Source organism: Nocardiopsis coralliicola (assembly GCF_054779695.1).
Genome location: NZ_BAAGXT010000009.1, coordinates 69,161 through 90,300 on the forward strand (window position 1 = coordinate 69,161; position 21,140 = coordinate 90,300).

Annotated in this window: 21 protein-coding genes; 11 read left to right on the forward strand and 10 right to left on the reverse strand. The window is 71.5% G+C overall.

Going from position 1 to position 21,140, the window contains the following annotated elements; all coding sequences use genetic code 11:
- Window positions 1–240: 240 nt before the first annotated feature.
- From ACYVGT_RS09310 to ACYVGT_RS09320, 3 genes are all read right to left on the reverse strand, one after another.
- Window positions 241–894, reverse strand: a complete 654-nt coding sequence (locus tag ACYVGT_RS09310) for an IclR family transcriptional regulator (RefSeq protein WP_460856065.1) — start codon at window positions 892–894, stop codon at window positions 241–243.
- A gap of 100 nt (window positions 895–994) precedes the next feature.
- Complete coding sequence (locus tag ACYVGT_RS09315; protein WP_460856066.1) at window positions 995–1,957, reverse strand: hydroxymethylglutaryl-CoA lyase; 963 nt, start codon at window positions 1,955–1,957, stop codon at window positions 995–997.
- Window positions 1,958–1,959: 2 nt separating this feature from the next.
- Window positions 1,960–3,288, reverse strand: coding sequence for a CaiB/BaiF CoA transferase family protein (locus tag ACYVGT_RS09320; RefSeq protein ID WP_460856067.1), 1,329 nt, complete (start codon window positions 3,286–3,288; stop codon window positions 1,960–1,962).
- A gap of 484 nt (window positions 3,289–3,772) precedes the next feature.
- Here ACYVGT_RS09320 and ACYVGT_RS09325 point away from each other — a divergent pair, with 484 nt between their 5' ends.
- The 4 genes from ACYVGT_RS09325 (at window position 3,773) to ACYVGT_RS09340 (ending at window position 7,293) form a co-directional block, all read left to right on the forward strand.
- Window positions 3,773–5,119 carry a GntP family permease gene (locus ACYVGT_RS09325; protein ID WP_460856068.1) on the forward strand — a complete coding sequence of 449 codons (1,347 nt, stop codon included), beginning with the start codon at window positions 3,773–3,775 and terminating at the stop codon, window positions 5,117–5,119.
- A 183-nt stretch (window positions 5,120–5,302) separates the two neighbouring features.
- Window positions 5,303–5,962 (forward strand): C39 family peptidase, encoded by a 660-nt coding sequence (locus tag ACYVGT_RS09330; RefSeq protein WP_460856069.1) that lies wholly within the window; start codon window positions 5,303–5,305, stop codon window positions 5,960–5,962.
- Window positions 5,963–6,140: 178 nt separating this feature from the next.
- Window positions 6,141–6,725 carry a hypothetical protein gene (locus ACYVGT_RS09335; protein ID WP_460856070.1) on the forward strand — a complete coding sequence of 195 codons (585 nt, stop codon included), beginning with the start codon at window positions 6,141–6,143 and terminating at the stop codon, window positions 6,723–6,725.
- A 148-nt stretch (window positions 6,726–6,873) separates the two neighbouring features.
- Window positions 6,874–7,293, forward strand: coding sequence for a DUF4345 family protein (locus ACYVGT_RS09340; protein WP_460856071.1), 420 nt, complete (start codon window positions 6,874–6,876; stop codon window positions 7,291–7,293).
- Here ACYVGT_RS09340 and ACYVGT_RS09345 read toward each other — a convergent pair.
- Complete coding sequence (locus ACYVGT_RS09345; RefSeq protein ID WP_460856072.1) at window positions 7,263–8,261, reverse strand: SEC-C domain-containing protein; 999 nt, start codon at window positions 8,259–8,261, stop codon at window positions 7,263–7,265. The genes ACYVGT_RS09340 and ACYVGT_RS09345 overlap by 31 nt on opposite strands.
- 592 nt (window positions 8,262–8,853) lie before the next feature.
- On the opposite strand from ACYVGT_RS09345, the gene ACYVGT_RS09350 reads away from it, so the two are divergent.
- Window positions 8,854–10,158 (forward strand): PucR family transcriptional regulator, encoded by a 1,305-nt coding sequence (locus ACYVGT_RS09350; protein ID WP_460856073.1) that lies wholly within the window; start codon window positions 8,854–8,856, stop codon window positions 10,156–10,158.
- Window positions 10,159–10,377: 219 nt separating this feature from the next.
- Entirely contained in the window at window positions 10,378–11,328 is a 951-nt protein-coding gene (locus ACYVGT_RS09355) for an AraC family transcriptional regulator (protein ID WP_460856074.1), read from the forward strand.
- A 261-nt stretch (window positions 11,329–11,589) separates the two neighbouring features.
- Here the strand turns inward: ACYVGT_RS09355 and ACYVGT_RS09360 are convergent, their stop codons facing one another.
- From ACYVGT_RS09360 to ACYVGT_RS09385, 6 genes are all read right to left on the reverse strand, one after another.
- Entirely contained in the window at window positions 11,590–12,363 is a 774-nt protein-coding gene (locus tag ACYVGT_RS09360; RefSeq protein WP_460856075.1) for a hypothetical protein, read from the reverse strand.
- A 34-nt stretch (window positions 12,364–12,397) separates the two neighbouring features.
- Window positions 12,398–13,012, reverse strand: a complete 615-nt coding sequence (locus ACYVGT_RS09365) for a M15 family metallopeptidase (RefSeq protein ID WP_460856076.1) — start codon at window positions 13,010–13,012, stop codon at window positions 12,398–12,400.
- Between the two features lie 65 nt (window positions 13,013–13,077).
- Window positions 13,078–13,644: a hypothetical protein gene (locus tag ACYVGT_RS09370; RefSeq protein ID WP_460856077.1), complete on the reverse strand. Its 567-nt coding sequence runs from the start codon at window positions 13,642–13,644 to the stop codon at window positions 13,078–13,080.
- Window positions 13,645–13,753: 109 nt separating this feature from the next.
- A complete protein-coding gene (locus ACYVGT_RS09375; protein ID WP_460856078.1) occupies window positions 13,754–14,098 on the reverse strand; it encodes a hypothetical protein in 345 nt (114 codons plus the stop codon).
- A 66-nt stretch (window positions 14,099–14,164) separates the two neighbouring features.
- A complete protein-coding gene (locus ACYVGT_RS09380; RefSeq protein WP_460856079.1) occupies window positions 14,165–15,343 on the reverse strand; it encodes a C40 family peptidase in 1,179 nt (392 codons plus the stop codon).
- A 245-nt stretch (window positions 15,344–15,588) separates the two neighbouring features.
- The gene (locus tag ACYVGT_RS09385) at window positions 15,589–16,188 is read right to left on the reverse strand and encodes a hypothetical protein (RefSeq protein WP_460856080.1); all 600 of its coding nucleotides are present in this window, start codon (window positions 16,186–16,188) and stop codon (window positions 15,589–15,591) included.
- 543 nt (window positions 16,189–16,731) lie between these two features.
- Here ACYVGT_RS09385 and ACYVGT_RS09390 point away from each other — a divergent pair.
- From ACYVGT_RS09390 to ACYVGT_RS09410, 5 genes are read left to right on the forward strand one after another with little or no spacing between them, the layout of a single operon-like run.
- A complete protein-coding gene (locus tag ACYVGT_RS09390) occupies window positions 16,732–17,328 on the forward strand; it encodes a hypothetical protein (protein WP_460856081.1) in 597 nt (198 codons plus the stop codon).
- A gap of 3 nt (window positions 17,329–17,331) precedes the next feature.
- On the forward strand, window positions 17,332–17,658 hold the full coding sequence (locus tag ACYVGT_RS09395) for a hypothetical protein (RefSeq protein WP_460856082.1): 327 nt from the start codon (window positions 17,332–17,334) through the stop codon (window positions 17,656–17,658).
- A 58-nt stretch (window positions 17,659–17,716) separates the two neighbouring features.
- Window positions 17,717–18,055 (forward strand): hypothetical protein, encoded by a 339-nt coding sequence (locus tag ACYVGT_RS09400; RefSeq protein ID WP_460856083.1) that lies wholly within the window; start codon window positions 17,717–17,719, stop codon window positions 18,053–18,055.
- Between the two features lie 58 nt (window positions 18,056–18,113).
- Window positions 18,114–19,667 carry a hypothetical protein gene (locus ACYVGT_RS09405; RefSeq protein WP_460856084.1) on the forward strand — a complete coding sequence of 518 codons (1,554 nt, stop codon included), beginning with the start codon at window positions 18,114–18,116 and terminating at the stop codon, window positions 19,665–19,667.
- 2 nt (window positions 19,668–19,669) lie between these two features.
- A complete protein-coding gene (locus tag ACYVGT_RS09410; protein WP_460856085.1) occupies window positions 19,670–21,139 on the forward strand; it encodes an SCO6880 family protein in 1,470 nt (489 codons plus the stop codon).
- Window position 21,140 lies beyond the last annotated feature (1 nt).

A 21,140-nucleotide genomic window follows, 5' to 3' on the forward strand; every position in this document is an offset into this window, starting at 1 on the left:
CCGGGAACGCCGGTCGCCCCTCGGGGCCGGGGGATTGCGGGACAGCGCAAACGTCTGGACCGTGCACGCGGGTCCGGGAGACACTCCCCCTGTCGCCCGGACTAGCGGGGAGGGCCGGAGGACGGCCGGCCCTCCCCCGACGGGCCCCGCTGGGCGCAGGCGGCGCCGGAACCGGCGCTCCTGCGTGCCCTGCGCGTTCCGGGGCATCCCCGCAGCAGCGCAGCGGCGCAGAGCTGCGAGTCAGCCGGCCAGCGCATGCGCGGCATCGGCGAGGGCCGCTTCCACGGCACGCGCCGCTTCCACCACCCGCGCACCGAACAGGCTGCCGGGCGACGGGTCGAGCCGGTGCAGGGGACCGGACAGGCAGACGGCGGCGACGGTCTGGCCGTGCAGCCGCACCGGCGCGCTCACCGAACCCACCCCCGGCGCCCGCGCCGCACAGCTCTCCGCCCATCCCCGCTCGCCGGCGCCGCCGAGCAGGACTACGGCCGCCGACCCCGCGGGCAGCGGGATGAGGGAGCCTTCCGGCAGGCCGGCGCGCAGCTCCTCGGTGGAGTCCACGGCGACCAGGCAGAGGCGCTGGTCGGCACGGCGCACCCAGAGCTGGACCGACTCGCGGGTGGCGGCCTGGAGCTCGGCCAGGACCGGACGCGCCGTCCCGGCGAGCTCACCGGTGGCGAACCGCGCGCCGAGACGGAACGCCCCGGCGCCGTCGCGGCGCAGCAGGTTGTGCGCAACCAGTGCGTTGGCCAGGCGGTGCGCCGTCGACACCGTCAGCCCGAGCTCGCGGGCCAGCTCCGAGGCGCCCATCGGCCGGCTCTCCACGCAGTCGAGGATGGCAACGGCCCGGTCCAGGACGCCCACCCCCGTGCTGAACACCTCCGCGCGACCCATGGTCATGAAACGTAGGCCCGGGCCGGGGACGCGTCAATCGGGCCCGGCGCCGCCGCGCGGCGCGGTGCACCCGGGTGCGGTGCGGCGGCGCGCGGGCCGGTCAGCACAGCGCGGGCGATGCGGCGGGCACCGCGGGGATCCGGGAGAGGGCCGACTCCAGCGGGTGCCCGACGAGGCCCGCCAGCTCGTCCCGGAGCGCGGCGAGCGCGGCGGTGTCCACTCCGGTGGCCACTCCCTCGCGGTGCAGCAGGTGCACGAGGTCGTCGGTGGCGATGTTGCCGCTGGCGCCGGGCGCGAACGGGCAGCCGCCGAGGCCGCCGAGCGCGGCGTCGAACCGGCGGATGCCGAGCCGCAGCGCCTCGGCCACGTTGGCGGGGGCCATGCCGTAGGTGTTGTGCAGGTGCAGTCCGGTGTGCTCGGCGCCGGTGGAGGGCAGGACCGCGCCGGCGGTGCGGGCGATGTCGCCGGGCGAGGCGGCGCCGATGGTGTCGGCCAGGTGCACTCGGGCGGCCCCGAGGGAGAGGTAGTGCTCGGCGACGCGCAGGACCCGCTCGGGCGGCGTCGGTCCGTCGAACGGGCAGTGGAAGGCGGTGGCGACGCAGCCCTCGAAGGGGGTGCCGGCGTCGCGCAGGACTTCGGCGGCCCGGGCGATGCGCGCGCACGCCTCCTCGGTGGGCGCGCCGCCGTTTGCGGAGCTGTGGCCGTCGCTGGCCGACACGACGAGGCGCACCGCCCGCGCACCGGCCTCGACCGCGCGCACCGCGCCCTTCTCGTTCAGCACCAGCGTGTGCAGCGCGGCGCCGTCCGGCGCGTCCGCGAGCCCGGCCACGACCTCCGGGGTGTCGGCCATGGTGGGCACCCGGCCGGGGTGCACGAACGCGCCGATCTCCAGGTCTCCGAAGCCGGCGGCGATGAGGCCGCGGCCGAGCCGCACCTTGTCGGCGGTGGGCACGATGACGGGCTCGATCTGCAGGCCGTCGCGGAGGCAGACCTCGGTGACGACGGCGGAGTCGCCGGGGCTGGATGCACCGTTCGCGGGGGCGCCGGTTGCGCTGTCGGCCATGGTCAGATCACTCCCTTGGCGCGCAGTGCGCGCTCGGTTTCGGCGGAGTAGCCCAGCTCGCGGAGTACCTCGCCGGTGTGCGCGCCGAGCTCGGGGCCGAGCCAGCGGGTCCGGCCGGGCTCTTCGCTCAGCCGGGGGACGGTTCCCGGGAATGCGACGTCACGCGGCGCATCGCCGCCGATCCGGACGGAGTGCGTCTCCAGCATGCCGCGGGCCGCGTAGTGCGGGTCGGCGGCGATGTCGGCGACGTCGTAGATGGGCCCGCTCGGCACGGACGCGCCGGCGAGCAGTTCGAGCGCTTGGGCGCTGGTGCGCTCGGCGGTCCAGGCGGCGACGGCGGAGTCGATCTCGTCGGCGCGCGCCACGCGGCCCATGTTGGATGCCAGCCCGGGGTCGTCGGCGAGGTCGTCCCGGCCGATCAGGCGCATCAGGCGGACGTAGATGCCGTCGGCGTTGCCGGCCACGATGACGTACTTGCCGTCGGCGCACGGGTAGGTGTTGGACGGCACGACGCCCGGCATGGTGGTGCCGGTGGCTTCGCGGGTGACGCCGAACGCGTCGTAGTCGGGCGTGGTGGACTCCATCAGCGAGTACACCGCCTCGTACAGGGCGACGTCGACGGTCTCGCCGCCGCGGCCGGAGCGGCGGCGCAGCAGGCCCATCAGCGCGCCGATCACCGCGTACAGGCCGGCGACCGAGTCGGCGAGGCTGACGCCGGTGCGCACCGGCGGCATGCCCGGATAGCCGGTGAGGTGCCGGAGGCCGCCGAACGCCTCGGCGACCGCACCGAACCCGGGGCGCTCACGGTAGGGGCCGGTCTGGCCGTAACCGGAGACCCGCACGAGCACCACGTCGGGGTTGGCCGCGCGCATCGCCTCGGGGCCCAGGCCCCACTTCTCCAGGGTGCCGGGCCGGAAGTTCTCCAGCACCACGTCGGAGGAGGCGATCAGGTCGAGCGCGACCGCGCGGCCCTCTTCGGAGCGGAGGTCGAGGGTGACGGAGCGCTTGTTCCGGCCCAGGCTGCGGAAGAGCAGCGAGACGTCGCCTTCGTGCAGCCGCCAGCTGCGCAGCTCGTCGCCGCTGCCGGGGCGCTCGACCTTGACGACGTCGGCGCCGAACTCGGCGAGCAGCCGGCCGGCGGTGGGCGCGGCGATGAAGTTGCCCAGTTCGCAGACGCGCACCCCGGAGAGCGGGCCGGGCCCGTCCGCGCCTGGCGCACCGGCTTCGTCGACGGTGCCGGCGGTACCGGCCGCGCCGACGGTGTCGTCAGTGCCGGCGCCAGGGGTGGCCGGGTGCTCGCCGGCGGTGCCGGGCGGGCCGTCCGTCGCCATGGTGCGGTTCTCCTGTCTGCGCGGGTGCTACGAGCCGGAGACCCCTTGCCAAACTCTGGGATGTCTGTGTCATCATCCGGCAATGCGGCGACTGTATACCGGACACCGTGCACACTCAAGGGGCCGGGCACCGCCTGCGGGCGGCCCCGAACCGCCCTCGGTCGCGCCCGGAACCTCCCTCGGCGACACCTTCAGCATCGTGCATGAATGTGTACAATCCACGCATTCGTGACAGCGGGCCGGTTGACCCACCGGACCGGACACGAGCGGCCGCACCCCGCGCACCCCTTCGGCCCACAAGGCCCTGCACCCCATCGGACCCGCGCCGCCGACGCTGCCGCGGACGCCGCGAACCGCGCCGTCTGCAGCGCCGCCGGGTCCGCGACGCCCTCCCATCGCCCGCATCCGCGGCCGCGTGCCATCGCACGCCGGGCCGGATCCGCGCGGCGCCGGCGGGTCGACGACGAAAGCAGGCCCCTTCCGCATGTCCGATATCGCCATCCTCGCGAACACCGCGGCCGCCATCATCGGCGTCGTGGTGCTCATCCTGAAACTCCGGATCAGCCCCGCCGTCGCCCTCGTGCTGGGCGCCCTCTACCTGGGCCTCGTCACCGGCCAGGGCGCCGAAGGCACGATCTCCACCATCGCCACCGGGTTCGGCGACCTCATGGCCGAGGTCGGCCTGCTCATCGCGTTCGGCGTGCTGCTGGGCTCGCTGATGACGTCGCTCGGCGCCATTGAGAAGCTGGTGGGCCTGCTGGTGCGGACCTTCGGCCCGCGCTCCCTCCCCTACGCGTTCGCCGCCACCATCGGCACCGTGATGCAGTCGATCTTCGCCGACGCGCTGCTGGTCATCACTGCTCCACTGGCCCGCCGGCTGGCGCCGCGGGTGGGCCCGCTCGGTGTGGCGCGGATGGCCGCGGCCATGGCGATCGGCATCGAGGTGGGGCTGATCTTCGTCCTGCCGGGTGTGGGCGCGGTGGCGCTGGCGGGCGTGCTCAACGTGTCGATCGCGCGGATGTTCGTGTTCGGCACCATCACCGCCGTCTTCACCATCGTGACCACGCTGGCGCTCTTCACGGCAGTGGCGCGGCGCGGCCTGTGGAAACCGGAACTGGACGAGAACCAGGAGTTCGCCGAGATCGACGCGGCCGCGGCGGACGAGGCCGCGAGCCGGCAGCAGGCCCTGCCCCGGCTGCGCCTGTCACTCGCCCCGCTGCTGCTGGCGCTGGGGCTGATCGGCGCCGGCGCGGTCGCCGAGTTCGCCGGGGTTGACCATCCGGCGCTGGCGTTCTTCGGCGACCCCACCATCGCGCTCCTCATCGGCCTGCTGGGCGCGCTGGCCGTCGTCCGCTGGAAGCTGTCGGCCGACGAGGCGGGCGCGGCGTTCAAGCGCGGCTTCCAGGAAAGCGGGCAAATCCTCATCCTGACCGGTGTCGGCGGCTCGCTCGCGGCGACCGTCGAGGCCGCCGGGCTGGGCACCATTCTGGAGGGCTACTTCTCCAGCAGCACGGTGGCGCCGCTCCTGCTGGTCTGGGTGGTCGCGGCGACGCTGCACATCGCCATCGGCTCGGTGGTGCTCTCCTCGATCACCGCGGCCGGGGTGCTGGCTCCGGTCATCCCGCTGCTCGGCATCGACCCGGTGTTCGTGGCCCTCGCGGCGGGCGCCGGCTCGCTGTTCATCGTGCACGCCACGAGCAACACCTTCTGGCTGCTGCAGACGCTGCTCGGCCAGACCACCCGCGGCGCTCTGAAGTCCGCCACCCTCGCCGTCTCCGCCGCCTCGGTGATCGCACTCATCCCGATCCAGATCATGGCCTACCTGTTCTGACCTGGCCGCTCCGGGCCCGGGCCGCTGGGAGGCGCCCGGCGCCCCGCCCGGATTCCGCCGGAACCGCCCGCCTCCGCAGTACGTCTAGGGCGTGTTGGGATCGCGTGCCCCGCCCCCGCTCGCCCGATCCGCAGATCCACCAACCGCCGCCGGCGCCGCCGGCGCGAGAAAGACGAGACCCACGTGCGTCCACTCCCCCTCCTCATCGGCGCGCTCGCCACGGCCGGCGCGCTCTTCGCCGGGATCGGCGTCTCGGCGGCTGACACGGCCGCCCGCCCCTCCACGGTCATCGGCGGCGAGACGTCCGCCGCGGCAGCCGCCGAGCTGCGCGCCGATCCGCCGGCGCGCGCCGAGGTCACGCACAAGGCGTGGCAGCAGAAGAAGGGGTCCTGGTGTGCTCCGGCGAGCGTGCAGCTGAGCCTGCGCACGTTCGGCGTCAAGGTCACCCAGGACACCCTCGCCGCGAAGATGGACACCGACGACGTCGGAACCACCGGCGCCGACATGCGCCGGGTCTACAACGCCTACCTGGAGCCGGAGGGCTACCAGCAGACGTGGGCGGACGCCACCGACCCGGACGTCCTGATGGACTCGGTCGCCCACAACGTGGGCGTCCTCGGCAAGGCGGCCCCGCTGGGCATCTGGGGCACGAAGGCTCCGTGGATCCAGTCCGACTCGGAGTTCGGCCACGTCGTGTCGGTGCGCGGATACGACCGCGCCGCCGGCACCGTCACCGTGTGGGACCCCTCCGCCAACTCCTACGGCGGCCACCACGTCGTAGACGTCGACAAGCTCGCCGGGGCCTCGCAGAAGAACGGCCTCTCCCTGATCAACCGCGCCTGAGCAGCTCCCCCTCCGCCGGCCCGCGGCCCGATCGGGCCGCGGGCCGGCGGGCCGGGCCGCTTCGGCTGGCCGGGGCGTCGGTTCCCGTGCGGCCGGGACCGGCCGCACGGGAACCGCGCTCACCTGCAGGCCGTTCGGACGGATGCACGACACATCCCCCGAACCGATAAGGCGGCGCATGACCATCCGAACCCTCGCCCTGTCCGCGGCCGGCGCACTGCTGCTCGCCGGCGGCTGCGGCACCGGCGGAGACTCCGCCGACCCCTCTCCCGCACCCTCCGCCGAAGAAGCGGCGGAGGAGTCCGCGCCGCCCTCTCCGGAGCCCTCACCGTCTCCGTCAGAGCAGCAGAGCCCTCCCCCGGACCAGGGCCTCATCGCGATGTGGTGGATCGCGGCCGACGCCTCCGAGCACGGCTCGGTGGTGGCGGTCACCTTCCGCGAGGACGGCCTCATCTCGGTCGTCGGCGACCCGGCCGGGCCCCCGCGCAGCGGCTCCTCGGGAGGCGATGACGACGATGCCGGCGCCATCCTCTGCGGTGGCGAGTTCGACCCCGAAGCCGACCCGCCGCTCGACTTCTCCGTGGAATGCGGCGAAATCGCCGACCTGATGGACGGGCCGAGCACCTCCAGCCAGACCGGAACGGCGGACCTCACCGAGAACTCCGCCGCGGGGCCCGGAACGGTCCTGGAGGTCACCTGGGACGCCAACGGGGCCACCGACTACTACACCTTCACCGGTACCGGGGAAGAGTCCGGGGCCTGAGCCGCTGCGAGCCGGCTCCTGCCGCGCCGCCGCCCTGGAGCAGGGGCCCAGGGCGGCGGCCCGGCGGAGGGGTGAGACTGGCTGCGGGCCCGGCCCCGGCCATCGGCATCGGGCCGGCGCCGACGCCGACACTGCGAAGGAGGCCTCCTTGGCCGCTCTCCACCCGACCACCGCACGTACCGCCCTCCGGACACTGCTCTGCGGGGCCGGAGCCGTGGCTCTGGGCACCGGTTCGGCGGTCGCCGTGCGCGGAAGCGCCGCAATCCCCGGGGGCCGCCCCATTGACGCGAGCACGGACAGCGTCCTGAGGTTCTACGGCGTGTGGTGGGCCGCGACCGGCGCCGGCCTGCTGCGCGCCGCAGCGGCTCCCGAACGCCACCGGCGCTTCATCCGCTGCGCCGCTGCCGCCATGTTCGCCGGCGGGGCCGCACGGGCCGGCGCGTGGCGGGAGTCAGGCCCGCCGCACCCGCTGTTCCAAGCGCTGACAGCAGTCGAGCTGGCGGCAGCCCCCGCGCTCCTCGCGGCACAGCACCGCGCTCAGGAGCCGGCGGCGCAGCAGACGCGGTAGGTGCTGTCGGAGCCGCACCAGCAGGGGGCTGCAGAGGCCGGCGGCCACGGAACGGGGGCCGCGCCCTCGACCGAGAGGTGGCCCAGCAGGCCGGCGAGGGTGCGCGGATCGCTGGGGTCGAGATCGGTCTCGGTGAGCCGGTCCAGGTCGGCCACTGAGATCGGCCAGAGCAGCGCGCGCGGAGCTCCGGTCGCGACCAGCCGGCGCTCGATGCGGCGCCGGTAGCCGGCGGGGTCGCCGCCGCGCACCATCCCGCGGGCGATGGCGGCGGGGACGTCCTCAGCCACCACGAAGGTGAGCTGCGGCCGTCCCTGCTCATCGAAGACGAGCGAGCCGTCCGGGCCGGTGCGCAGGTCCGGCCCCTGCGAGGCCGGCGCCTGCAGGTTGGCGAAGAACGCCCGCAGCCCGGGCAGGGCTGCGGGCGCTTCGGCATCCCGGACGCCGTAGACGCGGTACGCGTGGGAGAGCGCCGTGTGGTCGTGGGCGTCCGGGGCGAGCCCGGCTCTGCGGCGGACCAGCGCCCGCAGCACGATCTCCGGGTGGGTGAGCAGGTCGTGGTCGTCCAGGGTGTCGGCGCTGCGCACGAGGACGCGGCGGCAGGCCCGGTCGAGCCACTGCAGCGCCTCGCGGTCGCGGCCCAGCAGGGTGAGCCCGGAGGCGGCTTCGACGGCGGCCGTGTGCGGTGAGGTGGCGCGGTCGAGGTGGGCCAGCTCCTCGTCCGCCTCGGCGGTGCGGCCGAGCTCGGCAAGCAGGCAGAAGCGGGCGGCGCGGGCCTCGGCGAGGACCCGGCGCGCGGTGCCGGTCTGGGCGGCGATCGTGTCGCAGACGTCGAGGGCGCGGAGGAGGTGTCCGCGGCTCCGGTGCTCGGCGACCGCATCCAGGAGGTATTCACCGCGCGCGGGAGCGGGGCCGACCGGATTCCAGCCGAGACCGGATTCGGGCGCGGCCGCAGGTCCCTCCGACGCCATCACGGCTCCCCCGGTATGTCCTTCGCTCCGAACGGAGGATATCCCGTCGCCCAATGCTGCTGGGCCCCGTTCCGCATCCCGCTGGATGTCGATCCGGAAACGGACGGCCCGATTCCCCAGGCCGCCCGGGCTCCGCCGCGGTACCGGCTCCCGACCGGAGCCGTTCCGAGACTCCGCGCGACAGCCGCAGCAATTCGGCTCTCGGCGGGCAGCGCGGATGCCCGCCGCGGAATTCGCGGAATCCGGCGCTGGCCGGATCCGGCGGCCCTCTTCGGGATCGGGGCGGATATCCGGGATTCCACGGGGAAGGAATGCCCCCGCAACCGTCCTGGCGCCTGCACCGCTGCCGGCGCGCCCGGAGCGGACGCGTGGAGCCCCGAAAGAGGGCACCCGAACCGCCCGGCCCAAACACCGGGCATCCGAGGTGCAACCGCGCCGCAACCGGAGGTGTGCCGCCCACACACCCCGCAGTGGTGGAGAAACACCGCGATTCCGCCGCCTTCTAGCAGATTCGGCGATCATGCGCGTGGGCGCAAAGTCCTTGCGCGACAGACCGCTTGCGGACGTGCCCGAGCTGGATAGATTCGCCACCATGAGCCCCTCCCTGGTGCACGCCCCCACGTGGCCCTCCGACGGAGCGGACCGGCGCCCCCTCCAGTGGCTGCAGAGCTGGCTGCACGGCTGCGAAGCCCACCTCCAGGCGCACATCCTCCGGCGGCTGCGCCTTGACGCGCCCGATCCGGACGGCGCGGTCCGCCCGCCCGAAGCCCGGCGCACCCAGCTGGTGACGGCTCACCTGCGGACCCTGGCCGCCCACGCTGCCCAACCGGACGAGCCGGCGCCGGTACCGACCGACGTCGAGCGGCACGCGCGCTTCGCCGGAACCATGCCCGGATCCACCCTCGCCCCGCTGCTGCGCGAGGTGGAGACGGTGCACGCGGAAGTGTGGCTGCAACTCACCAAGGCGCTGCGGGATCCGCGCAGCAGCATGTCGGGGGCCGCCCGCACCGCCGTGCTGGAGCGGGCAGCGGCCCTGCTCGCCAACTACTTCCAGGCGGTGACGCGCCGCATCGCCCTGGTCTACGCCGAACGCCCCGCCGACACGCGCGCAGCCGACCGGATCAGCATCCGCGAGGTGCTCACCCGGCTGCTGTCCGGCGCCATCGACCAGGAGCGCGCCGAGTACCTGGTGGACTACGACTTCGGCACCCCGCACACCGGGTTCACGGTGTGGAGCACCACTGCGTCGCCAGAGGTCCTGGACAAGACGGCAGCCCGGCTGGTCGACCGGACCGGCCCGCAGCAGCAGATCACCATGCGCACGTCCGACAATGCCGTCTTCACCTGGGTCTCGTGCGCCGACACCGACCTGCGCGCGGCCATCGCGGAGCTCCGACTTCCGCACGGCGTGCACGCCGCCTGGGGTACGCGCCATGTCGGCCTGGAGGGCTTCCGCGCCACCCACCGCGAAGCGCTGGAGGCCCGCCGCATCCACGTGGCAACCGGCAGATCCGGGATGGTCCACTTCGATGACGTCGCGGTCGTCTCGCTGGCCTCCCGCGACCTGCGCGCCTGCGCCGACTTCGTGGAACGCGAGATCGGCGCCGTGGCACCGGCCGCGGACCCGACCGGGCGCCTGCTGGAGACGCTCCGCGTCTACCTGCACGAGCGCGCCAGCCCCACCCGGACCGGCCGCCAGCTCAACGTGCACCCGAACACGGTGGTCAAGCGGATCGCCCGCATCGAGCAGCTGCTGTCCCGGCCGGTGGACCCCGCGAGCCTGACTCTGCGCCTTGCGGTGGAACTCGCCCCCCTCACCCGGCAGGGCTCCGGCGCGGCGCCGGCGCCGGAGGCCGACGAGCCGGCCGCAGGTTCCCGCACTGACGTCAGCCCGTAATATTCCTGTCTCCGATCCATCCGTATAATGCAATTCCGGCGAGGGTTCGACCCCGCGCGCATTCTGCGTATCGAATTCCCGATACCGCGCGCGGAGTGATGCGCCAAATACACTGCGCGTTTCCGCGCGGCTTTGCCACCGGGCAGCCGCGCGGATTCGCCGTCGGCGGAATTGTGTGCGCTGCAGCACAAGCGGCAGGGATCGGGGGCACTGGACATCATGACCACCACCGTCACGACCGAGACCACGGCGACGGGCCACCTCGAACCCGATGAAGCGCACCAGATGTGGCAGGAGCGCATCGACTCCTATCACCACGGGTTCAACTCGGCATTCCACAACCCGCACGTCCCGTTCCGCGGCGACGCGTTCCGCGCCTGGACCGACCACCACCAGGTGATCAGCTGGTGCTCCGACCGCGTCCACCACTGGAAGACGCGGCGCCAGATCCGCTCGAACCAGACCAGCGGCGCATTCCTGATCGCCTGCAGCTCGGGACTGATCAACGTCGAGCAGAACGGCCGCCAGCACGTGCTGCGGCCCGGCGATGCCTGCATCATCACCATGGCCAGGCCCATCGTCTTCGACCAGCCCCAGCGGGTGAGCGCCCTCGCCCTCTCCCTCGGCCCGGTGGTGAGCGAGGCGGGCAAGGACGGGCCGGCGACACCGCTCCCGGTCAGCCTCCGCACCGGTGTGGGCCAGGTGGCCCGGGCCATGGCCCTCAGCCTCGCCGAACAGGCACCCGCGCTCACCCCCGACGAGTTCGACGCGGTCACGGAGCGCACGTCCGAGCTCGTCGCCATGGCACTGCGCGGCGACCGGGAGGCGCGCCCCGGCGGCCGCCTCGCCGACATCGCAGCGTCAGCGCAGCGCTACGTCCGGCTGCACGCCGGCGACCCCGACCTGCGCGGCGAGACGCTCGCTGCCGCGCTAGGCTGGTCGCTGCGCCAGCTGCAACTCGCGCTGCAGACCGCTGGCACCACACCGCGGCAGCTCATCAAGGAGACGCGCCTCGCGCAGGCGCGGGAGCTGCTGACCGATCCGCGCGCCGCATCGATACCGGTCTCCGAAGTCGCCCGCCGCACCGGGTTCACCTCGGCCAGCACCTTCAGCGTCGCCTTCCGCGAACGCTACGGCCGCCCCCCGCGGATGCTGCGCGGGCGGGTGTGAGTCCGCAGGCCCGCTGCCGATCCACCGGTCATTCCGCCGCGGAGCACGGCTGCCGGAGTCCACCTTCCTCGGCGCATGCACAGGCTTTGGAGCACTGCCAGCGGCTGACTGCACATGCTGGGGCCGTTCAGCCGCCGCGCCGCAGTCCCGAGTACCTCATCAGCACGGCAACCAGTCCAGTCACTGGCCCGATATCCGAGCCAAGAATCTTCGAACGGGAGTCCTCGGCCGCATTCTTCCGGATCGGCCGAGGAGCCCTGGTCAGTATGGCTCGGTTCCTTCGCACAATCGGTCCTCGTCTCCCCCGGTCTCGGCAGCGTAGGCGGATACCCAGCCAGGGAACTCTTGGCACGCATAAACCAGCACGGGGGCATCCGAGTTCGCCTGGATCTCCGCAGGGATATCTTCCTCCTTCGGGGGGTCAGGGCAATCGGGCGGAACGACCTCTGCGGCGTCACCGAGAGACCATTCGAAGAAGCTCGGACATGCGTAGTCCGCCCAGATCCAGCCCTCTTCAAAGGTGTTCTCCGCGGCGCAATTCGACGCGGCCCCCGTTCCCATCGGAGGGACAAAGCAGTACTCAAAGCAATTCGCGTAGTCATCGGAGACGCAGCGCGGATCCCGAGGGCCGGTGACCGCGGCAGTTTCTACCACGTCGTCCCACGCGTCGTCGTCCGGGCACACGGCGAGGTCCGTCTCCGGGTCCTGCAGGCAGCCGTCCGGGATCGACGCCTCCTCCTGCTTCTCCTGGTACTCAACTCCTTCGGCAAGCAGGTCGGGCAGGGAGGTATCGGTGGAGTGCACCGATCCCTGGAGGAGGGTCCCGGCCATGATGCCCGAACCGGCGAGCAGCACCAGCCCCAGCAGGACCCAGGGCAGGTCGCTCATACCCCGCGCAGCGATCCACGGATCACCCGTGAAGTTGGCGTGGATCATCCGCCCGCCGATGATCAGCAGCGCCAGCACCCCGACGAGCACGCCCAGGCCCATCACATAGCCGAGCACATCATTGGCGCGCGACACGAAGTCGGCCATCAGCGTCCCCTTCCTCGACACGTGCAGAATCCGGTCATGCAGACACCCCGGTGGCGAACTCCCAATGCCAGGGTTCGGGTGGACCCGAACCGCCCTGCTGCATGTTCTCCGGCTGGAACCAGCCGTACTGTCCGCTGTTGGAGAGCATCCAGTGGTATTGCGGGGTGTCCCACTGGCCCATGGAGCCGATGTCGACCGCCAGGCCCAACCCGTGGTTACTGGTCCCCGGCGACGCCGCCATCCCCGGCGCCATGCTGGCGTACAACTCCTGCTGCCGGGCATAGGTCCGGTAGGCGCTGTTGACGGTGATCGGCGCGCCGAACTCCTCCTCGTAGGCGTCGCTCATCCTGAGGAACGCGGCCCCCGCATCCGCTCGCAGGTAGTCACCGGGCTGCTGCAGTTCGCAGAGGACGCCGGTGGGGATGCGGCCGTTCTCGTAATCGGCGCTGAGGTCCGCTTCGGTAGCGTCGCACCCCCCGTACTGCTGGGGCCCGTTGTAGGCCGCCTGCTCGACGGCGGCCTCGCCCGCCGGCCCGACCGCCTGTCCGGTAGTGGCGCTGATCAGGACCGTCCCGGCGATCCCCGAGAGGGTGAGCATCCCGGCCGAGGCGGCGTAGTCGGTGCGTGTGTCACCGCGGTCAGCGCGCAACAGCGCTCGCCACCCCCGGAGCCTTCCGCGCGGCCGCTCCCTCCGGCTCTTCCCCGACCCGAGCGTCATCCTGCGGCACCGCCTTCTGCGGCCGAGCCGTCCGCGCCGGCTTCCGCGGAGGATGCAACAACCCACTCCTGCGCTTCGAGGATCACGAGCACGTTGTACGTCCCGAGTTCGATTGCGGCCCCGCCCTCCGCGGGGACCGCCGACAGCGCAATTGCGAAGTGCACCGAGTCAGCGCCGAGGTAGGTGGTTCCGCGGATTTCAGCGCTGCCCTCGGCTGCGCGGCCCTCCTCCGCTAGGCGGGCGAAACACGCGGCGGCTGCCCCGAGGTCCGGGCCCTCGGGCATGTCGGCGAGCGGCGCGGCCGCCCGGACGCGCTCGGTGTAGGCATTTCCGGTCTCGCCGGATTCGTAGGTGCCGTAGGCGTCGGAGTGCACGAGCGCCACTTCTGCTGCTGCCCGGTACGCATTCCCATCGAGGGGGAGGACATTGCGCAGCTCGGGAACACGGTCTGCAGAGGACGCTGCTTCGGGCTCCGCATCGGCGGTGAACGCCAGGCGGCCGAAGACAACGGCGCCGACGACCAGCAAGCCGATGATTGCAGAAACAACGACGGAGCTCCGCATGATCCCGCCTCCATCGGAAATATGCCGGACCGGTCTCAGCCTCGGCTCGGATGACCATTCCCGGAACGTGCCGCGGTTCCGAGTGCCGCTTGGCCCCTTCTTCCCGCCGTCAACCCGGCATCGCGAACGCCTTCTTTCCTCTCCCTCGGAGCTCTGGGGATCCCATTCCGTAAGACTGCGCCGCTGCCGCTCCCGCGAACGCCGCCGCAACAGCGCCGAGCAGCAAGAACGGATTCGCGGCCCCGACGGCAGACATCGCATCGCCGGCCCCGGACGCTCCGAGCTTCAACCCCCCCACGACGAGCCCGCCGATAGCGGCGGGAACGGCCGCCTTCAGCAGCCCCCACCCCTTGCTTCCGAGGAACTTCAGCCCTTTTCCCGCCGCACGCAGGGCGAACCTTCCACCCACGCGCGCGGCAATACCCAATCCGACACCGATCAGTGGCAGCGCCATATCCGTCCACCTCCACTTTCTGTCAGCAATATCTGTCGGAATTCCGGCACTGCCCACCGCACCCGGTCAGGCATCCGTAGCATCCGGGTAGACACGGACCGCTCCTACGTACTCCGTGCTCCCTTGCGCGTACGTACTCACCGTGGCAACGTTCACCGGGTTTCCGGCGTGGATCATCTCGTCATTGCCGATATACAGCCCCATGTGACTGGGCGGGTTGGGCTTTCCCTGCGTATGGAAGAACACCAGGTCGCCCGGCTGCAACTCGTCCACCACGAGACCATCGGTCTGGAATTTCTCCACCGGAACGCTCCATTCCGGGGCGTCGGGATTGAACTGGCCGGTGGTGATTCTCGGCGTCGTGATTCCGGCCGCCTCGTAGGCGCGCATCGTCAGCCCCGAGCAGTCGAAGGTATCCGGGCCCGTCGCTCCCCAGCTGTAGGGCTTGCCCAGCTGCTCGCGCGCGTAGGCGATCACGGCCTCCTGGTGGTCACCGGCGCCGAGGGGGATGCCCGGGATTCCAGCGGGGGAGGCTCCGGGGGTGCAGTCCTCACCGGTTGCCGTGTTCGTGGTGAGCGCTGCCGGCTGGATGTTCAGAGCCGGTGCCGTATCCCAAGTTCCGTCTTCGGCGTACACGGACGCGATAGCCTTGACCTGATCCACATACCAGTGCGCGAGGTTGTGCCGGTACAGGCCGCAGTCCAGCGGATCCTCGATAGCCGGATCGGCACTGGCGCACACGTCCGACGGAGCAGCACCAAAGTCGGTCTCTGCTCTTGCTTTGATATAGGCGAGCTTGAATGTGGCGGAAATAATGTTATCCCAAGGATCCCAGACATTGACGATCCCATCGCCGTTCCCATCGGTTCCGTAGTAGCTCCGACCGAAAATCGACGGGTCCGTCGGGACCACTCCGACTTCGTTCACATGGGGGCGGTCTTCGACCCGTTCCTTGGGTTTTCCGCCCCATCCGTTCGTCGCCGCCCCACCAATCCCCATCTGCATGATTCCGGCCGCACCGTAAGGGTTCGAGTCAGGCTCCTGAACGCCTGAAGGCTGCCCTGGTCCGTACCAGAGCAATCTCCCGTGATGGCTCTCCTTAGCACCGATCGCAGCGATGATCTCGAACGGGATTCCGTACTCCGTTGCGGCGGTCTCGTAGATCGGCAGCAGGTCCGAGGGGATGTCGATCGGGACCCGCACCTCTTCCCCGTAGTTGCCGTTCTCGCCATAGGAGTCGATCACTGCGTGGTTTCCATCGCGGTGCGGAGCGATCGAACCCTCGGCTGTGGATGCGTTCGACACCGTTCCGGCGGTGAACCCCGCTTCGGCCGCGTCAGGGCCGCATCCGTGCGTCGCTGCGTAGCCGACCGAGCCGGCCAGGATCAGCGCCGAGCCCGCCGAGGAGACACGGAGTGACGCCGATCCGCGGTCCCCCCGGGCTGCCAGGCGCCTGCACCCCGGGACGATCCGCCGCACGAGTCGCGCGATCACGGTGCTCCGCCCCCGGCCGGGCTACCGTCCCCGTCGCCCACGTCGGCGAACTGAACGTCATAGATGAGCCAGCGGCCGTCTTCGTGCGCCACCGTCGCCGCGTACTCCTGTGCGCGCTCCTCTCCCCCGGAGCCCGCCGTTGCGGACACGAGGAAGACCACCGAGGTCTCCCCCACGCTCCGGATGCCGTGCACGGTTGCCTCGGTGCGCACCGCGCCGCCAGCGCCTCCACCGCCTTCCAGGCCGCTCGCGCCGGCAACTCCGCCGGAGAGGGAGGACGCGGAAAGTGTCTGCTCGAGCCGCTGGGCGAAGTCGTCGGTGGTGTCGCCGGTCAGGCGCTCCAGCCGATCGTCCATGGACTCCGCCGGGTCGGTCGTCGCGTACTGCTGCACGAACCCGGCCGCCACCCGGGCTCCGGCCTGGAGCTCGGCCTCGCTGTAGGGGAGCAGGCCCATGACGTCCTCGGGGACCCCGCTGGCCTCCCCTTGCGGCGCGTCCCCTTCGCGGCCGGGCCCGTTCGCGCCCTCACCACCGCCCGTCCCCTGACGCATCGCCAGCACACCGAAGACGGCCAACAGCACGACGAGGACCGCCACAACTCCCCCGACGAACAGGGTTTCAGTGCGGGATCCGCGGGCCAGAGCGCGCGAGGAGGGGCACACGCTGCCTCCGATCAGCACGGGAAGACGGGCGGAAATGCCTGCGCAGCAGGCGAACGCATTCAGGGATACCCGAGCACATGGGACAGCGCAACGGCAGGCAATTTTCGGACGCGCACACAGAGTCTCCACCGATAACGATTTACTCACCGAATGGAAAACCATCGATGGCAACTCCGAGACACGCACTCCATTGGCCCTGAATGGCAACCCTCCACTCTTCCTCGGTCGACCAAACAGGGCCCCACCAGACGGTGTTTCCAGACACCACCACATTTGCAGAAGGAGTTCTCGAGAACACCGCAGGAAACCATTACTCTGGGTAGTAGGTTTCATTTGGGAAACTTGCGGCAGTTCGCCGGAAGGGCTAAAAATTGTGCCCTGATGGCCGCTGCCGCTCCGAAGGCAGCCGCCACCTCAGATTCCGCGGCCGCGGGTCCCGTCGATCACGCGCTCGCGCACGGGCCCACCGGTCTGCCAGTGGTGCTCCCGACCCGCACCTGGAGATCCCTCTACCTGGAGATGATGGCCATGCTGCAGCAACAGGCGGCACCGCCCGACGCCGTCGGCGCGCTCGATGGTCTCACCGCGGAGACTCTGCCGGACTGGACCACCGAACCCGTCCTCCTCGGCTGCCACGGAGGCGCCGGCACCACCACTCTCCGTGTGCTCCTGGATGCCCCGTGGGACCTCGGTGCCTACACGACCGAGCGCCGCCGCATCGGCACCTACGGCCGCCCGCTGGTGCTGGTCACCCGCAATACCTCGGCGGCCTCGGCACACACCGGTCCGGTGTTGAGCATTCTGGAGGCCAACGGCATCCGGCCGGCCGTGCTCGCCGTGGTGGCGGACGGCGCCGGCCCCGAGCCCGCCGAGGCGACCGCGCGCTTCCGGCTCGCGGAGGAGCGGGTGCTGCGGACCGTGCGCATCCCCTTCGTCGCCGGGCTGCGGTTCGTCGACACGTCCGACGCCTCCCACGTACGGCTGCCCCGCAAGGCCCAGCAGGCACTCGAAGCAGTCACTGCCGGATGCCGCGAGCACGCCGCCACCACCTTTCTGAGCGCTGGAGGCAACTAACCGATGGACGGCATCCTGCACCTTGCGGCCGATGCATTGCAGTCAGCCGCGATGCTGCCCGCCGATTTCAATTGGAAGAGCGACCCCGGACTTCCTGATTTCGACGGGAACCACAACCCGATCCAGGAGGTCATCAACTGGGGCCAGGGCATCATCGTCGTCATCGGGATCATCGGCATCCTCTTCGCAGCCGGAAAGATGGCCGTCGGCAAGTTCGGCCGGTCCGACCTCGCCGCGGACGGCGTCGGCGGACTGGTATGGACCGTGATGGGGATTTCGCTGATGCTCGTCGCGATCCCGATCATCAATGCCGTGGCGAACACGACGTGACCATGGGCGACAGCCACGGCTCAGGCACTACCGCCCGGTCCGACCGCCGACTGATTCCATGAGCGCCGCACTCATCGACGTATTCGCCGCTGCAGACGGGGCACTGCAGGCGCAGGCCACCTATGCGCCCGAGCCGCAGCTGCCCAATTTCGGCTTCGGCGACACGCAGACCGGCGGAGACGGTGCGATCCAGCGGTTCCTCAGCTACGCGCAGGGGGTGCTGGTCGTGCTCGGCGTGATCGGGGTCCTCTACTGCGCCGGGAAGATGGCGGCCGGCCGCCTCGGCAAGTCGGAGGTCGCCGCCGAAGGGGTCGGCGGACTGGTGTGGACCATCATGGGCGTCTCGCTGGTGCTCGTCGCCATCCCCATTGCCACGTCGCTGACGGGCGCCGCCTAGCGCCGGGGCTCGATGGACACAGGTACTGAGCCGGACTACCCCAGCGAGAGGAGGAAGTGTGGGCGCCACGGAAGGCACCGGCGACAACACCGGGTGGGTCGGCGGATCCCTCCAGGAGGTCACCGAGACACTCTTCAGCCTGATGCGGGCCAACCCGTTCTACCTGAGCGAGCAGACCGAGGGCTATTACGAGGAGGGGACCGGCTGGGTCCCCCTGCAGATCGACCAGGGCTGGCTGCACGTCCAGAACATCCTCAACCCCTTCGTCCTCTTCCTCGCAACGCTGGGGATTCTCTTCGCCGCGATCCGGCTGCTCTGGCAGCGGCGGCTCGACCCGATGATGGATCTGATCCGCGGCCTGCTCACGGTGATCGTGACGACGTTCGCCGGCATCTTCATCGTCACCGTGCTCGTCGGGCTCAGCAGGGCCCTTACCGGCATGGTCCTGCAGTTCAATCTCAGCGACGAAGAGTTCCAAGCCACGGTCGGAGGAGACGAGGAACCGGAGGATCTCCTCACCGTGGCCGCGCAGGTCTACCCGAGCGTGCTGCGCGCCGCGATGAACGAGCAGGCAACGGACGCCGGCTTCGCGGGCCCGCTCGCCCAGGGCGCGATCACCGAGATGGTGGGGCTTGCGGTGATGGTCGGCCTCACCGTGCAGATCGTGGTGATGGCGCTCCTCCAGGCCATCATCTACCTGATCGTCTGCGTTCTGCCGCTCGCAGCGGCGAGCACCATGGTGCCCGGCCTCAAGATCTTCACCAAGCTCGTCGGCTGGCTGCTCGCCTGCCTGCTGTACAAGCCGCTGATCCTGCTGATCTATCTGGCCGGGCTGGTCCTCCTCGGCATCAACACCGGCGACAACCCCCTCTTCCGGTATCTGCTGGCGGCGGCCGTCATGCTCCTCGCTACGGGCGCGCTCCCCGTGCTGATGAAGCTGATGAGCTCACCCGGCGTCTGGGCGCTCGCGCTCGGATCCTCCTTCATCGGGGGCGGCAGCGGCGGTTCCGGCTCCGGAGCAGCTGCCGGGGGCGCGAGCGGGGAAGGCGCCTCCCAGGACACGGCAGGAGCCGGCCAGGACTCGTCGGTCACGACCGCCAGCGCGCCGTCGGGCGAGGGGACCGGCTCCGAACCGGCGAACAACCGGGCCGACGACGTCGCAGGGAACCTCGGAGCCGCTGAGTTCGGTGACGGCACCGGGAGCACGAACACCGCCGGCCTCAGCGGGGAAGGAACGGCGATCGCCACGTCCGGAGGAGGCTCCCTGCCCGGCGGCGGAGACGGCGCAGCCCTCACCTCAACCGGAGGGGCATCGGGTTCCGCGGGGGGCTACGGGAGCACGTCCGCGGCCGAATCGGCCACCGTGGCCGCGGGTTCCGACGACGCCGCCGCATCGGGCTACGAATCGGCGGTCAGCGAGGGCGCCGCAGCGAGCGGAGCGGCCGAAACGGGCGGCGAGTTCACTGCAGCCTCCGCATCCGGGCCACCGGGCGCTGACGGCATCGACACCGGGGCACTTCCGGAGAGCGGCGGGGACGCTCCCACCGCATCGGGTGCCCCCTCACCCATCTCGGGCCCGGACTTCGGGCCTTCGGGCGCTAGGGAGGCGTGACCATGGCCCGCACCTACGGCGGTTGGCGGCGCCGGCGCAGCATCGGCCTGTTCGGCCTGGGCTTCGGCGGCACGCTCGCGCTGCTGGGCTGCCTCGTCTTCCTCATGCTGTCCGGGCTCTACGCGCCCGGGCTCGCCGCCTACGTCCTGCCCGTGATGGTGGTCGTCTTCGTGCTGGCCGCCGTGCCCGTGCAGGGGACGTCGCTCCTCGGCTTCCTGATGACGCAGCTGCGCTGGCGCTGGGCGGCCCTTCTCGGCCACACCCGGTACCGGGCCGGCGTGATGGTGGAGCATCCGCGTGCGCTCCAGCTTCCCGGCATCCTCGCTCCGACGACGCTGCTGTCCTGCGAGGACGGCCGCGGCGGCCGGTTCGGGATCGCCTGGAACCGGCGGCTGGGCCACATGACGGCCACCATCCGGGTGTCGTCCAACTCGGTGTGGCTCGCCGAACCGTCCGAGGTCGACGGCTGGGTGGCCAACTGGCACCGCTGGCTCGCCTCCCTCGGCTACATGCAGTGGGTGCAGTGGGTCGCGGTCACCGTCGAGTCGCGGCCGGACCCGGGGACGGCGCTGCGCGACGGGGTGCGCGCCGAGATCGACCCGTCCGCTCCCGGTACCGCCCGCAAGATCGTGGACGACCTGGTGCAGCTGGCGCCGGCGGTCAGCGCCCAGATCGAGACGCGCGTGGCCATCACGTTCGACCCGCGCAAGTTCCCCATCCCGCCGAAGAACCGCCTGGAGGCCGCCGCCGAGGTGGGCAGCTACCTCGCCACGCTGGAGAGCAGCCTCTCCGGCACCGGCGTGACGGTGCTCGGCCGGTCCACACCGGAGCAGCTCGTGGCGACCGTTCGCTCCGCCTTCGACCCGGCGGCGCTGCGGCACATGAACAACATGGTGGAGCACACCCCGGAGGACATCGAGACCGGCGACTGGACCGACGCCACCCCGATCGAGGCCGAGGCGCTGCACGACCACTACGCCCACGACAGCGGCACCAGCGTCGCCTGGGTCTGGCAGGAGGCACCGCGGACGCACGTGACCAGTACCGTGCTGGCCGAACTGCTGGCACCGACCCGGTGGACCAAGCGGACGACCCTGCTCTTCCGGCCGTGGCCGGCCGCTGCCGCGGCGCGCGCGCTGGAGGCGCAGAACTCGGCCGCGCAGTACAAGAGCGAGCTGTCCTGGCGGGTGCGGCACCGGGTGAGCGCCCGGGACAGCCAGGACCTCGCCTACGCCCGCCAGGCCGCCCGGGAGGAGACCCGCGGCGCGGGCCTGGTGCAGATGAGCCTGTACACCTGCGCCACCGTCGAGAACCCCGAGCAGCTCAAGCAGGCCGTGGCGCATACCGAGGCGGCCGCGGAAACCTCCCGGATCCGGCTGCGCCGTGCGTGGGGCAGCCAGGATGTCGCCTTCGCCACGACCCTGCCGCTCGGTGTCTGCCCGCCCTTCCTCATCCAACGCGGAATGGGGTGAC

Bases quoted from the DNA above. Each gene is read 5' to 3' on its own strand.
- ACYVGT_RS09310 (WP_460856065.1), bottom strand. From the start codon at position 894: ATGGGTCGCGCGGAGGTGTTCAGCACGGGGGTGGGCGTCCTGGACCGG.
- ACYVGT_RS09315 (WP_460856066.1), bottom strand. From the start codon at position 1,957: ATGGCCGACAGCGCAACCGGCGCCCCCGCGAACGGTGCATCCAGCCCC.
- ACYVGT_RS09320 (WP_460856067.1), bottom strand. From the start codon at position 3,288: ATGGCGACGGACGGCCCGCCCGGCACCGCCGGCGAGCACCCGGCCACC.
- ACYVGT_RS09325 (WP_460856068.1), top strand. From the start codon at position 3,773: ATGTCCGATATCGCCATCCTCGCGAACACCGCGGCCGCCATCATCGGC.
- ACYVGT_RS09335 (WP_460856070.1), top strand. From the start codon at position 6,141: ATGACCATCCGAACCCTCGCCCTGTCCGCGGCCGGCGCACTGCTGCTC.
- ACYVGT_RS09345 (WP_460856072.1), bottom strand. From the start codon at position 8,261: ATGGCGTCGGAGGGACCTGCGGCCGCGCCCGAATCCGGTCTCGGCTGG.
- ACYVGT_RS09350 (WP_460856073.1), top strand. From the start codon at position 8,854: ATGAGCCCCTCCCTGGTGCACGCCCCCACGTGGCCCTCCGACGGAGCG.
- ACYVGT_RS09355 (WP_460856074.1), top strand. From the start codon at position 10,378: ATGACCACCACCGTCACGACCGAGACCACGGCGACGGGCCACCTCGAA.
- ACYVGT_RS09360 (WP_460856075.1), bottom strand. From the start codon at position 12,363: ATGGCCGACTTCGTGTCGCGCGCCAATGATGTGCTCGGCTATGTGATG.
- ACYVGT_RS09370 (WP_460856077.1), bottom strand. From the start codon at position 13,644: ATGCGGAGCTCCGTCGTTGTTTCTGCAATCATCGGCTTGCTGGTCGTC.
- ACYVGT_RS09375 (WP_460856078.1), bottom strand. From the start codon at position 14,098: ATGGCGCTGCCACTGATCGGTGTCGGATTGGGTATTGCCGCGCGCGTG.
- ACYVGT_RS09395 (WP_460856082.1), top strand. From the start codon at position 17,332: ATGGACGGCATCCTGCACCTTGCGGCCGATGCATTGCAGTCAGCCGCG.
- ACYVGT_RS09400 (WP_460856083.1), top strand. From the start codon at position 17,717: ATGAGCGCCGCACTCATCGACGTATTCGCCGCTGCAGACGGGGCACTG.
- ACYVGT_RS09410 (WP_460856085.1), top strand. From the start codon at position 19,670: ATGGCCCGCACCTACGGCGGTTGGCGGCGCCGGCGCAGCATCGGCCTG.